The sequence below is a fragment of the Halopelagius fulvigenes genome (genome assembly GCF_055398025.1).
On the sequence record NZ_AP043845.1, the window covers coordinates 63,213 to 75,449 of the forward strand.

General features: G+C 64.0%; 11 protein-coding genes and 1 pseudogene. 4 read left to right on the plus strand and 8 right to left on the minus strand.

Annotation, left to right across the window (positions count from 1 at the left end):
- Positions 1-139 precede the first annotated feature (139 nt).
- Positions 140-2,209 carry a PAS domain S-box protein gene (locus ACZ522_RS03380; protein ID WP_379691969.1) on the plus strand — a complete coding sequence of 690 codons (2,070 nt, stop codon included), beginning with the start codon at positions 140-142 and terminating at the stop codon, positions 2,207-2,209.
- Positions 2,202-2,657 carry a response regulator gene (locus ACZ522_RS03385; RefSeq protein WP_379691968.1) on the plus strand — a complete coding sequence of 152 codons (456 nt, stop codon included), beginning with the start codon at positions 2,202-2,204 and terminating at the stop codon, positions 2,655-2,657. Before ACZ522_RS03380 ends, ACZ522_RS03385 begins: the two co-directional genes overlap by 8 nt.
- Positions 2,658-2,670: 13 nt before the next feature.
- Here the strand turns inward: ACZ522_RS03385 and ACZ522_RS03390 are convergent, their stop codons facing one another.
- From ACZ522_RS03390 to ACZ522_RS03415, 6 genes and pseudogenes are all read right to left on the minus strand, one after another.
- Positions 2,671-3,150, minus strand: a complete 480-nt coding sequence (locus tag ACZ522_RS03390; protein ID WP_379691966.1) for an Lrp/AsnC family transcriptional regulator — start codon at positions 3,148-3,150, stop codon at positions 2,671-2,673.
- 69 nt (positions 3,151-3,219) lie between these two features.
- On the minus strand, positions 3,220-5,421 hold the full coding sequence (locus tag ACZ522_RS03395; RefSeq protein ID WP_379691964.1) for an amino acid permease: 2,202 nt from the start codon (positions 5,419-5,421) through the stop codon (positions 3,220-3,222).
- Entirely contained in the window at positions 5,421-6,014 is a 594-nt protein-coding gene (locus ACZ522_RS03400; protein ID WP_379691962.1) for a potassium channel family protein, read from the minus strand. Before ACZ522_RS03400 ends, ACZ522_RS03395 begins: the two co-directional genes overlap by 1 nt.
- 282 nt (positions 6,015-6,296) lie before the next feature.
- Positions 6,297-6,905: a rhomboid family intramembrane serine protease gene (locus ACZ522_RS03405; RefSeq protein ID WP_379691960.1), complete on the minus strand. Its 609-nt coding sequence runs from the start codon at positions 6,903-6,905 to the stop codon at positions 6,297-6,299.
- Between the two features lie 141 nt (positions 6,906-7,046).
- Positions 7,047-7,256, minus strand: a pseudogene (locus tag ACZ522_RS03410) (universal stress protein); the annotation flags it as partial.
- Positions 7,257-7,454: 198 nt separating this feature from the next.
- A complete protein-coding gene (locus ACZ522_RS03415) occupies positions 7,455-7,646 on the minus strand; it encodes a hypothetical protein (protein WP_379691959.1) in 192 nt (63 codons plus the stop codon).
- 37 nt (positions 7,647-7,683) lie between these two features.
- Here ACZ522_RS03415 and ACZ522_RS03420 point away from each other — a divergent pair, with 37 nt between their 5' ends.
- Positions 7,684-8,478 carry a ParA family protein gene (locus tag ACZ522_RS03420; protein WP_379691957.1) on the plus strand — a complete coding sequence of 265 codons (795 nt, stop codon included), beginning with the start codon at positions 7,684-7,686 and terminating at the stop codon, positions 8,476-8,478.
- Entirely contained in the window at positions 8,475-9,182 is a 708-nt protein-coding gene (locus tag ACZ522_RS03425; protein WP_379691955.1) for a hypothetical protein, read from the plus strand. The genes ACZ522_RS03420 and ACZ522_RS03425 overlap by 4 nt, the downstream gene beginning before the upstream one ends.
- Before the next feature lie 174 nt (positions 9,183-9,356).
- Here the strand turns inward: ACZ522_RS03425 and bioB are convergent, their stop codons facing one another.
- Positions 9,357-10,400, minus strand: coding sequence for a biotin synthase BioB (bioB, locus tag ACZ522_RS03430; protein WP_379691953.1), 1,044 nt, complete (start codon positions 10,398-10,400; stop codon positions 9,357-9,359).
- A gap of 480 nt (positions 10,401-10,880) precedes the next feature.
- Entirely contained in the window at positions 10,881-12,107 is a 1,227-nt protein-coding gene (locus tag ACZ522_RS03435; RefSeq protein WP_379691952.1) for an orc1/cdc6 family replication initiation protein, read from the minus strand.
- Positions 12,108-12,237: the final 130 nt, after the last annotated feature.

Sequence of the window (12,237 nt, forward strand, 5' to 3'; positions counted from 1 at the left end):
CTCCGAACGGAGTGTCGCAGACGAGCGTGAGTGAACCGATGCACAGTCCGCCGAGATCACGAACGGAAGTCGAAGAACAGCGGTACGGACGTCAAATTTGACTGCGAACGATCACCCCAGCCACGATAACAGGTACACGATGAACTCATCAGGCTCAACGTCGGACGTCACTCGAGACGATATAGAGCGTCTGTTCTCGACGTCCGACGAGCCGTGCACGCCGTTCACCGCGTCGGAAGTCGCAGAGCGATTAGAGTGTCCGGAACGGACCGTCGAACGGGAGCTGGAAGCGCTCGCCGACCGGGACGAGGTACGGACGAGAGAGGTCGCCGACGGAACCCGCGTCTGGTGGCGGCCGCCGGGCGAGGCGAACTCGACCGATCAACAGTCCGAACTGCGGGAGTTCGGCGCGTTCGTGAGGGCGGTCAAAGACTACGCGATTTTCATGCTCAACCCCGACGGCACCGTCGCCAGCTGGAACGAGGGGGCCAGACGTATCAAGGGGTACTCGGAGGACGAGATAGTCGGTCGCCACTTCTCTACGTTCTACACCGAGGAAGACAACAAAAACGAGGTCCCGGAGACGAACCTCCAAGCCGCCGCGACGGAGGGCCACACCGAGGACGAAGGCTGGCGGGTTCGGCAGGACGGCACGCGGTTCTGGGCGAACGTCATCATCACCGCCATCCGCGACGTCGACGGCACGCTCCAAGGGTTCACGAAGGTGACCCGCGACATGACCGAACAACGGGAGTACGAGCTGCAACTCCGCAGAGAGCGCGACCTGACCGAGCAGATACTCGAAACCGCGCCGGTCAGCATCTGCGTGCTCGACTCCAACAGGGAGTTCGTGAGGGCGAACCAGCAGGCGCTCGACCTCCTCGGCGCCGACGAAGCCTCCGTGGAGGGAGACTCCATCGAGTCGAAGAACCTCTACGACGGCGCGGGGGACTTCGTTCCGAGCGACGAGCGACCGTGGACGCAGGTCATCGACACCGGGAAATCCGTGTACGATTACCAGTGTCGGTCCGACTGGACGGAGGGCGACCGGCGCTGGCTCTCGATCAACGTGGTCCCCCTCGAAGGCGGCCTCTCCGACGACAGCGGAGTCGTCGTCGCGATCGAGGACATCACCGCACAGAAAGAGCGCGAACGGCAGCTCGAAGAGCGGAAGTCGGAGCTCGAGAGCGAGCTGAGCGAGATTCTCGGCCGCATCTCCGACGCGTTCTTCGCGCTCGACGACAAGTGGCAGTTCACCCACCTCAACGAACGCGCCGCGGAGCTGTTCCAGCAGCCCCAGACTGGGTTCGCCGGACGGTCCTTCTGGGAGGTGTTCCCCGAACGGTCCGACGGACGGCTCTGGGAGGAGTTCCACAGGGCGATGGGAACGCAGGAACCGGTCGACTTCGAGCTGTACGACGAGCGACTCGAAGCGTGGCTCGAATACAACGTCTACCCCTCCGAGTCGGGGCTGTCCATCTACATCCACGATATCACCGACCGACGGGAGTACCAGCGGAAACTGGAGGAGTCCAACGAGCGCTTAGAGCAGTTCGCCTACGCCGCCTCCCACGACCTCCAAGAACCGCTCCGGATGGTGTCGAGCTACCTTCGGCTCATCGAGAGCCGGTACGACGGCGTCCTCGACGAGGAGGGGCAGGAGTTCCTCGAGTTCGCCGTCGACGGTGCCGACCGCATGCGGGACATGATCAACAGCCTGCTCAAGTACTCCCGCGTGGAGACGCGCGGCGATCCGTTCGAGCCGGTCGACCTCAACGACGTACTCGACGAAGCCCGCAACGACCTCAGGCGGGCGATAGCGGAGAGCGACGCCGCGATCACGGCGGAGACGCTCCCCACCGTCGAGGGCGACGCCAGCCAACTCAGGCAGGTGTTCCAGAACCTACTCGAGAACGCCATCGAGTACTCGGGCGACGAACCGCCACGGGTCCACGTCGGTGCCGAACGCGACGGCGGCAGCTGGACCATCTCGGTCACGGACGAGGGCATCGGCATCGACTCCAAGGACGCCGACCGCGTCTTCGAGGTGTTCCAGCGACTCCACACCCGCGAGGAGTACGAGGGCACCGGCATCGGACTGGCGCTCTGCGAACGCATCGTCGAACGCCACGGCGGCGAGATGTCGCTCGACTCCGAACCCGGCGAGGGGTCGACGTTCTCGTTCACGATCTCTTCCAACGATGAGTAACGAAACCAACGACGGAGAACCGATAGAAGTCCTCCTCATCGAGGACAACCCCGGCGACGTCCGGTTGACGAAAGAAGCGTTCAAAGAGGGGCAGGTCGGTACCACGCTCCACGTCGCGGCCGATGGCGTCGAAGCGCTCGACTTCCTCTACCGACGCGAGGAGTACGCCGACGCGCCGCGGCCGGACATCATCCTCCTCGACCTCAACCTTCCGCGAAAGGACGGCGAGGAAGTCCTCGAGGAGATACAGAACGATACGGACCTCTCGCGGATTCCGGTTATCGTCCTGACGAGCTCGAAGACGACGGAGGACATCACGAAGTTCTACGAGCTGCAGGCGAACGCCTACCTGGTGAAACCCGTCGAACCCGACGAGTTCGTCGAGCTCGCGCGCGCCTTAGAGGAGTTCTGGTTCCGCTTCGCCGAACTGCCGACCCGCACGGCGTGAGCGTCCGGGGCCGTCACTCCGAGTTCTCGACGTCGCGTCCGAAGGGACTGTACGCGCAGGTGTACTCGTTGCGGATGATCTCCTCTTCGGCTATCTCGAATCCGAGCGCGCTGAGTTCCCGCCCGATTCGGCTCAGGTCGTCGCCGTCGCGTCCCACGGCGGTGATGTGAACGTTCTCGTCGCCGGTCATTATCTCTCGGACGGAGACGACGCCGTCCACGTCGAGCGCCTGCTTCGCCAGTTTCTCCCGGTCGGGGATGGGCGCGGTGCAGAAGATGATAGTGTACAACTGGTAACCCATCGCCTCGTAATCGACGTCGAGGTGGCTCCCGCGGATGATGCCGTTGGACTCTAGCTTGCTGATTCGGTTGCGGACGGTGCTGGCGGAGACGCCGCGTTCTTCGGCGATGTCTCCCCCCGACGTGTGTCGCGCGTCCTGTTGGAGCGCGTAGATGATGTAGCGGTCGAGGTCGTCAAGCGATGGCGACGCCATGCTACGATGAGCGAGCGAGAGGCCGATATGTGTTTTGCTCCGTCGGGGGGGTGAGCCGAGCGGGACGGCTCAGAAGAGCCAGCGGTCGGCGAGACGGGCGAGGCGGCCGCGCCGCCGCGCGTCCTGCCCGTGGACCATCAGCACCGAACAGCCCCACTCGTCGACGATGCGCGACTGCGCCCGGTCGGACCCCGCCTCGACGCCGACGACCAACACGTCGTCGTCGTACGGCGGTCCGTCGGAGCGACCGCCGTCGGTGAACGGCAGTCCCGTCCGGACTGGGGCCGAGCACAGTTGCCCGATTTCCTCGTGATACTCGCGTATCGTCCGCGCCCGCGTCGGGCGGGACTCCACGTCCACCGCGTGGTTGAGTGCGACGGTGGCACCAGCCTCGGTGGCGAGGGCGTCCGCGACGGCGACCTTGGTGGGGTCGTAGGGGCCCTCGTCCGTGAGGACGCCGACCGTCTCTATCTCGCCGAGTCCGCGGTCGTCGAGGAGCGTCACGTCGCAGGGGGCGTGTCGCACGACCCAGTCGGCGTCGTCGCCGAACAGGCGGCCGCGGAGGCCCGACGCGCCGGGGTCGTGCTCCATCAGGAGCATGTCCACCTCCTCGTGGTCGGCGTAGTTGACGACGGCGTGTCTCGTGTCGTGGCTGACGATGGTACCGCTGTCGACGGGCACGTCGAACTCCTCGTCGAGTTCGTCAGTCTGTCGCTCGAACTGGAGGTCCGCGGGCGACTCCGTCTCGGAGGCGTGCGTCAACGGAACCTGGTCGGGGACTTCCTCGAAGCGGACGACCGTCACCCGACCGTGGTTCGGACGCGCGAGGTCGGCCGCCACGCGGACGAACGCCCGTTCTTCGTCCTTGGTGACGTCGTTCGAGAGGGCGACGAGAACGCGGTAGCCGCTGGTCCACTCCTCGATGGCGTCCCGCGTCCGTTCGACTGCGCTCTGCCCTATCTGCCGGCGGACGGCGTCTCTCGCCGCGCCCTCGCGGTCCACTCTCGGGCGCGCGTACGCGAAGTACCAGCCGATGCCTGCGGCGGTCATCACGGCGGCACCGACGAACGGGACGGTCCCCATCTGCGTGAGGAGGACCACGCCGCCGACGATGCCGAACGCCTGCGTCCACGGGTAGAGCGGCGACTCGAACGACGGTTCGTACTCGACGTTGCCCTCGCGGAAGGCCACGATGGCGAAGTTGATGAGGACGAACACGAGGATCTGGAAGGCGCTCGCCAGTTTGGCGATGTCGAGGATGGGGACGAACGCGATGAGGAGTAACAGGACGACGCCGGTGAGCGTGATGGAGGTGCTCGGCGTGCCAAACCGGTCGCTGACGACCGACAGCGAGGACGGGACGAGGTTGTCCCGACTCATTGCGAAGGGGTACCGCGACGACGAGAGGATGCCCGCGTTCGCGGTGCTGACGAGGGCCAAGACGGCGGCGACGACGATGGCGACGACGCCCGCGGTGCCGAGGGTCGCCTCGGCCGCGACGGCCATCGGCGTGGCGCTCTCGGCGATGCTTCCGGGGTCGGTGACGCCGACCATCACCGCCACGATGAGCGTGTACAGAAGCGTCGTGAACGCCAGCGAACCGACGATGCCGAGAGGGATGTTCCGGTCGGGGTCCTCGACTTCCTCGGCGACGCTCGCTATCTTCGTCACGCCCGCGTAGGAGACGAACACCAGACCGGTCGCCGCCAACAGGCCGCCGACGCCGCCGGTGAGGAACGGTCGGTAGTTGGTCTGCTGGACGCTGGGCGTCCCGCCGACGGCGAACCACACGAGTGCGGCGAGCATCACCGCGACGATGCCGACTTGGAGGCGGCCCGTCTGCTTCGCGCCGAAGAGGTTGACGAGGACGAGAACCGCCGCCAACGCGAGGGCGACGGGCGTGACGATGTCCGACGGCACGTCGAACAGCAACAGGAGGTACGGGACGCCGCCCACGAGGGCGAGTGCGCCCTTGAAAGAGAGGGAGAACCACGTCCCGAGACCGGCGACCGTTCCGAGAAGCGGGCCCATCCCGCGTTCGATGTACAGGTACGTCCCGCCCGCTTCGGGCATCGCCGTCGCCATCTCGGACTTCGACAACGCCGCGGGCAACACGAGGAGGCCGGCGATCACGTACGCGAGGATGACCGCCGGGCCGGCGATTTTGACGGCGAGTGCCGGGAGGATGAAGATACCGCTCCCGACCATCGCGCCGATACTGATGGCGAGGACGGAGTAGAGGCCGAGGTCACGCTCTAACGCCTTCTGCATCAGTTCGACCTCCTCCCGCCGAGGCGGGCGATTCGGTTCCGGGCCGACTTGGCGAACCGGTCGGTGCCGAGCGTTTCCGAACGGAGGCGACTCCCGAGGTCGAACGACCGCGCGACGCTCCGGTCCGGCTCAGATCCGTCATTGGTGTCGAACATCGGTTCGACGGGCGAACCGTCCGACGTTTCGGTGTCGGGGTCGAGCGTCGTTCGAAGCACGGCCCCAGTGATGGCCGTGGACGCGCAGATCGATTCCACGCCCAGTTCGTCGAAGGCGTCTCGATTCCGCGGGTCGTTGACGAGGACAATGACTCGCGGGACGCCGAACTGACAGCGCAGCAACTGGACGACCAGCATGTTGACGCTGTCCTCCAACGAGACGGCGATAGCCGTCTCGGCGTCGCCGACCCCCACCTCGTCCAACGACCGCAGGCTGGTGAGCGTCGCCTCCCGTGCCGGTACTCCGTTCTCGCGTGCGCGTCGGACCGCAGTCTCGCTGTCGTCGACGAAGCGGACGGTCCCGCGACGTTCGTCCATCTGTCCAGCGAGCAAGCGGCCGACGTGACCACCGCCGACGATGAGTGTTTGTGTAGACATGGTTGTAGGTGCGTACGTCGCCGGAGTGGTGCCCGGCTTCGGCACTAGCACATACAGGACGGAACGGCATAAACTAGCCGGTTCGAATATCGATTCGACAAAATAAATCCCATATTTTGTTTATCCGTCCTAGGACAGTGGGAGAAACGGGACCGTGTTCGCTCCGTGACGTATCCGTTCGGGTAATAAACCGCGGGGTAGCCGGGTGGAGTCGGACGTGCGGGAACAGACTGCGGAGAGGGCACGAGAGGACGGGAAGAACGAGTCACCGGAGTGACGCAGTCACCGCCCGTCGTCTCGGAGAACGCGGAAGCGCCCGGCGGTCAGTCCCGCCACGGTGCCCGTGAAGTGGGCAACGAGTGCGCTCCCGGGTGCGCTGTAGGTGAGCGTGAGGGCGAACGCGACGAGGGCGACGAGAATCACGACGGCCCGCGCGGGGAGGCGGAACCGGTCGAGGAGCGACGCCGAGACGGGGTTCGAGGCGAGGACGTAGCCGACCAACGCGAACGCCGCCCCGGACGACCCGAGAACCGCCGTCGGGTTCCCGAGAGCCATCCCCGACCACACTTGGGCGACGGCGGCGAGTGCGCCCGTCGAGAGGAAGAACGCGTGGAACTTCAGCCGGGTCGTCGAGAGCGAGACGATGCCGCCGGCGACGGCGATGAGCATCGCGTTCGAGACGAGGTGCGCGGGGTTGGCGTGGGCGTACACGCTCGTGACGAGCCCCCACGGCGGGTCGAAGACGGGCGGCGCGAGGACGAACAGTCGGGCCGAACCGACCAGAAAGCTCCACCACGTCAGCAGGGAGACGACGACCATCGCGACGAGCGTCTGGACCGCCGGGTTCCGAGCGGCCCGTTCGAAGAGAGACGCCTCGCGGTCCGGCTTCATGCCGGTTCGTAGGACCGGCGCGTATGAAACGTTACGGACGAGTTCCCTCGGGAGGTTTCCGCCGTTCGACAGTCGCCGTAGGGTCGTCGAGTTCCGCGCTCTCGTCGTCGCGGCGAGAGCCGGTACGAAACCGCGGGAGACTCACCGAACGACGGTGACCGGGACCGGAGAGCGACGGAAGACCTTCTCTGCGACGTTTCCGACGAACAGTCGTTCGGCCACCGTCCCCCCGTGCGTCCCGAGGACCACCGCGTCGAAGTCGTCGACCCGGCGGAGAATCGCCCGTACCGGATGCCCGGCCTGTACCTCGGTAGTTATCTCGGTGTCGTACTCGGACGCAACCTCCTCGGCGCGGATTTTGACGGCCACAGGAGCAGAGATATCAAAGATAGTTTTTCTAGTTTTGACGGCTCGGACTATTTTTCTATCAAAACGGTGCAAATCGGGAACGCTAGCAAAGAAGCCCCGGACGTGAAAGAGAGCAAAATCGAACGAAACGTCCAAACGCCGTCGCCAGCGCCGACGAACGCGTACTTCGCCTGACGAAATTCAGAGAGAAGATTTGATAGCAAAAATTGAAAAGAGTGAAAAGACGAGTGAACCATCAAAGCAGTCTTTGATAGTTTTGACGTTAGAGAGAAGCTCTCGCTCGTCATTGTAATCGCGTGACTGCGGGGCGTTACGCTGGTTGGCGTAGTCGACAATGGAAACAAAGAGGGCAAAGATGGTTTTGCCATCCATACTCAAACTATAAGTTTAGACGGCAAAGACAGTCCGTATGGCCGGACCAGTAAAACTCTGCGTGTCGAACCAGAAGGGGGGCGTCGGGAAGACCACTATCGCCATCAACGTCGCGGGCGCACTCAACGCCCGTGGGCACGACGTGCTCTTCGTCGATTTGGACCCCCAAGGGAACGCGACGGAGAACCTCGGGCTGATGGAGGCCTACGACGACGAACCGCCGACGCTGTTCGACTGTCTCACGGACGCCGAGAAGCGAGGGGAGATAGAGAACATCGTCCGAGGACACCCCGAGATGGACGTCGTCCCGTCGAACATCGACATGACGGCCGCGGAACCCGAACTCACCCTCGCGCGCCGAAGCGGCGAGCAACTCGACCTCGTCCTCCGGGAGGTCGAAGACGACTACGACTACGTCATCGTCGACTGCCCGCCGAACCTCGGGAACCTGATGGACAACGCGCTGTTCGCGACGCAGAACGTGCTCATCCCGGCGCTCGCGGAATCGACATCGAAGCGCGCCTTTGAGCTGCTCTTCGACCACATCGACGCCTTGGAGTACGACTACGAGATAGACATCCGGGACCGAGGCGTCGTCGTCAACCGCATCGACGTGCGGAAGAAGCAGGCCCGCGAGATGGTCGATTGGATAAACGCCGCGTTCGAGGACGTTCCGATCTGGGAGATTCGCGAACGCGCCGACGTGCAGAAGGCCCTCGACGCCGGCGTGTCGCTCCTCGAGTTCAACCCCGACTGCGACATGTGCGAGACGTTCCTCGACGTGGCGGCCGACCTCGACGAACAGTTCGGTCTCGCGGAGGCGAACGCATGAGCGACGGCGACCGCGCCGACCGACTCCGACGCCGTCGCCAACGCGCCCGCGATCGCGCGCACGGTTCGTCGGCGGACGAAGACGACGAAGGGGAAACTCACGCCGAGGAGGCGTCCGACGCCGAGGAGTCCGAAACCGAGTCTCGGACGGAGGCTGAGACGACGGAGACGGCGGCTTCAGCAGAGACAGCAAAACCGTCAAAGACGAACGAGACGAGCGGGAAAGACGAGACGGAAAAGACGAGCGAGACGGAAGAGACGGAAAAGACGGACAGCGTAGACGAGAGCGGCGGGACCGCAGAGACGGCCGAGAGCGAAGGGAGAAACGAGACCGGTCGAACCGACCACTCCGACGAAACGGACGAGGGAGACGAGACGGGAACGGCGGCCGGTTCGTCGGATGCAGAGACGGCCGCGTCGGGCGGAGAGAACGGAGCCGAACCCGAGGACGCGGCGGCGGATCGGGAGTCGCCGCCGACGTCCGTCAAGGACGAGCAGAAGCCGACGTACATGTACCTCCCGCACGACGTGCGTCGGAACCTCGACAGGGCATACGCGATGCTCAAAGCCGACTACGAGTACGAGTTCGACGAGAGCTTCGAGAAGAACCGCCACTTCTACCCCCTCGTCGTCTCGCTCGGCCTCGACGAGATAGACGAACTCGACGCCGAGAGCGTTCGGGAGAAGTTGGAAGACGTCGAGTGACCGGCTCGGACGCCCGTCGGGGACGTTCGATACCGCCGGCGCCGGAGTACCGCATCCGGGCGTCGTTCGTAATTAGTTCCTCGTTTCGTCGTGGGTTGTGCTGCCGTTCGCCGTCCCCGCCACCGTCTCCGCTGTCGTCTCCGCCGCCGTCTCGACGGCCGAGGCGTCACTCCTTCAGCGCCGCTTGACAGCCTCTAGGTCGAACTCGTTGACGTCGGTATTCGGACGGAGTCCGGCCTCCTCGATGACTCTGATGTCGTCGGCCGGCGACTGTCCCTCGGTGGTGAGATAGTCCCCCGTGAGGATGCCGTCCGCGCCGGCCTCGAACGGGCGGTGCTGTTCGTCCGCGCCGAGGTTCACCTCCCGACCGCCGGTGAGGCGGATGCGCGCCTCTGGATGAAGGAGTCGGTAGACGGCGACGGTCCGAACAATCTCCTCTGTAGTGATGTCCGCCTCGTCCGCATCGCCGAGTGGCGTCCCCTCGACGGGGTTGAGGACGTTCACCGGGAGGGAAGCGACGCCGATATCGCGGAGCGCGAGGGCGGCGTCGATACGGTCGGTCGGCGCTTCGCCCATCCCGAGGATGACGCCGGCGCAGAGGTTCATTCCCGCGCTCTTGGCGCGTTCGAGCGTCTTCACGCGGTCCTCGAAGGAGTGGGTGGAGACGACCTCTGGGAAGTAGTCGGGGGACGTCTCGATGTTGTGGTTGTAATGGTTGACCTCCTCCTCAGCGAGAATCTCGGCTTCCTCCGCGGTCAGCAGGCCGAGACTCGCGTCCACCTCGACGTCCGTCTCGTCGCGGACGAGACGAATCGCCCGGAGCACGTCCGCCCACTCCTCGGGGCGGCGGTCCTTGCTCACGCCCTCCTCCGCGACGACGATGCCGAAGCGCTGAGCGCCGTCGTGTTCGGCGCGTTTCGCGGCCGCGAGAATTTCGTCGGGATCGAGGAAGCCGTAGGAGTCGATTCCGGTGTCGAAGTGGACCGACTGCGCGCAGAACCCGCAGTCTTCCGTGCAGTCGCCCGCCTTCGCGTTGACGATGCTGCAGGCGTCGACCGTGTCGTCACCGTAGTGAGCGCGAACGTAGTCCGCCGCCGGCGCTAAATCTTCGACCGGTTGCGCGACGAGTGCGAGCGCGTCCGTCCGGTCGAGAGCCTCGCCCTCGAGTATCCGTTCTACCGCGCCATCGACCGTCCGATTTCCAGTCTCGTAAACCACGGTTCGAACCGTAGTTTACGACCTTATAATGGTTGTGTATTGACAAGTGGTCGGCAGAGAGTACCTGCGTCATCTACGGACGACGCATCAGAGAAGGACGCAGTCGAGAGTGACTACCGTGAGTCGGGGCCGGAGTAGTATTCGAATCCTCACCGGATGCCATAGGGAGACGGCGAACGGCGAACGTATCAAACCACTCTAAAGTTTCAATCGAAGTTCAGATGATATGTGTAGTTCTAGTACTGTACTAGAAAAATAGTAGTCGCTAGTAGCTGGGCCGTTACTCGGCAATGGATCGGTGTATCGATATACCATATACTGATTAAGGCATTAACGAACCGCACTGTATCGTCATCCGACTCTATCTCTCGGAGACACACCACTCCTACAAGTGATTCGACCGGGAACCGGTTCACTTGAAATAGTGGAGTGGGGACCCGACGGAGAAGCGTTGAAGCGGCGATATAGCGGAGATGAGGGTCAGACGACGTCGTACCGTCGAGCGGTCGTTCGGATGTCTTCGAGCACCGATTCGAGCGAGAGGACGTCGGTGAGCGCGGTCATCGCGCTGGAGAACGGAACGTCGAGCGCGTAACTGTAGTAGTTCCCCCGAGAGCCGGTTCGGTTCTCCTCGGCGGAGAGGATGCCGAGCATCCGCAGGTCCGAGAGGTGGTTGTGAATCGACCGCTGTGCGAGGGGTTCGATGTCGGCTTTCTCACAGAGGTTCACGTACTCGTCGTACACGTCGCGCATCCGGCAGGGCGTCTCTCGCTGGGCGGCCTTCGAGACGACGGCCAACAGCGCGTAGTGGCCGTTCACGGTGAGTTCGCGCATTCCCTCGACGACGCGTTCTTGCTCCAGTTTCTCCCGGGCGGTTTCGACGTGGTCGCGGGTGATACACTCGTCGTCGCGGTTCTCCGCGTACTCGCCGGCCAACCGAAGCAAGTCGAGCGCCTGTCTCGCGCTTCCGCTGTCTCTCGCCGCCAGCGCCGCACACAGGTTCAACGCGCCCTCCTCGTAGGCACCCTCGGAGAGTGCCACGCCGGCGCGGGACTTGAGGATGTTCTGCAGTTCCGGCGCGTCGTACGGCGGGAAGTGAAGCTCGCGTTCGCAGAGCGTGTCCTGCGCCCGCGGGTCGAGCCTATCTCTGAACTTGAAGTCGTTCGAGATGCCGACGATTCCGACTTTCGCGTGCTCCAGTTTCCCGTTCGACCGGGCGCGGGGGAGTTCGTACAGCAGTTCGTCTCGCTCTCCGATGGAGTCTATCTCGTCGAGGACGACGAGTATCGTGCCGCCCAACTCGTCGAGTTCCTTGTAGAGCTTCTTGAAGACGGTCTGTTGGGGGTATCCGGTCGAACTGATCTCGCCGCCCGGCGGACGGAGCTCGTTGACCAACTCGATGGCCACCTGATAGGAGGAGTTGAGCGTCTTGCAGTTCAGAGAGAGGACGTGGAGGTTCACGTCGTCGTACTGTTCGACGTCCTCTCGCAGTACCTTGAGCAGATACTCGGTCACCGCCGTCTTCCCGACGCCGGTGTTCCCGTAGAGGAAGACGTTGTTCGGTTCCCACCCGTCGACCACGGGTTGGAGCGCGTCCATGTACTCGTCTATCTCCTCGTCCCGTTCCTGAATCCGCTCCGGTCGGTAGGACTCCCCCAAGGCGTCCTTGTTGTGGAAGATGTTCTGTTTCCGCTCGAAGCGGCGCATCGTGCTTCGCATCTTACGGTGTACCCACTTAAAACCACGGTTACAACTGATTCATCTGATGCAAGTGAACACCCACACACTCCACTGTTGCAAGTGAAGCTAGTGTGAGAAGGTACTCTAGAAGAAGAAC

What these genes read in the sequence shown, in the direction of transcription:
- ACZ522_RS03380 (WP_379691969.1), top strand. Translation starts at nt 140, where the DNA reads ATGAACTCATCAGGCTCAACGTCGGACGTCACTCGAGACGATATAGAG.
- ACZ522_RS03385 (WP_379691968.1), top strand. Translation starts at nt 2,202, where the DNA reads ATGAGTAACGAAACCAACGACGGAGAACCGATAGAAGTCCTCCTCATC.
- ACZ522_RS03390 (WP_379691966.1), bottom strand. Translation starts at nt 3,150, where the DNA reads ATGGCGTCGCCATCGCTTGACGACCTCGACCGCTACATCATCTACGCG.
- ACZ522_RS03395 (WP_379691964.1), bottom strand. Translation starts at nt 5,421, where the DNA reads ATGCAGAAGGCGTTAGAGCGTGACCTCGGCCTCTACTCCGTCCTCGCC.
- ACZ522_RS03400 (WP_379691962.1), bottom strand. Translation starts at nt 6,014, where the DNA reads ATGTCTACACAAACACTCATCGTCGGCGGTGGTCACGTCGGCCGCTTG.
- ACZ522_RS03405 (WP_379691960.1), bottom strand. Translation starts at nt 6,905, where the DNA reads ATGAAGCCGGACCGCGAGGCGTCTCTCTTCGAACGGGCCGCTCGGAAC.
- ACZ522_RS03415 (WP_379691959.1), bottom strand. Translation starts at nt 7,646, where the DNA reads ATGGATGGCAAAACCATCTTTGCCCTCTTTGTTTCCATTGTCGACTAC.
- ACZ522_RS03420 (WP_379691957.1), top strand. Translation starts at nt 7,684, where the DNA reads ATGGCCGGACCAGTAAAACTCTGCGTGTCGAACCAGAAGGGGGGCGTC.
- ACZ522_RS03425 (WP_379691955.1), top strand. Translation starts at nt 8,475, where the DNA reads ATGAGCGACGGCGACCGCGCCGACCGACTCCGACGCCGTCGCCAACGC.
- ACZ522_RS03435 (WP_379691952.1), bottom strand. Translation starts at nt 12,107, where the DNA reads ATGCGCCGCTTCGAGCGGAAACAGAACATCTTCCACAACAAGGACGCC.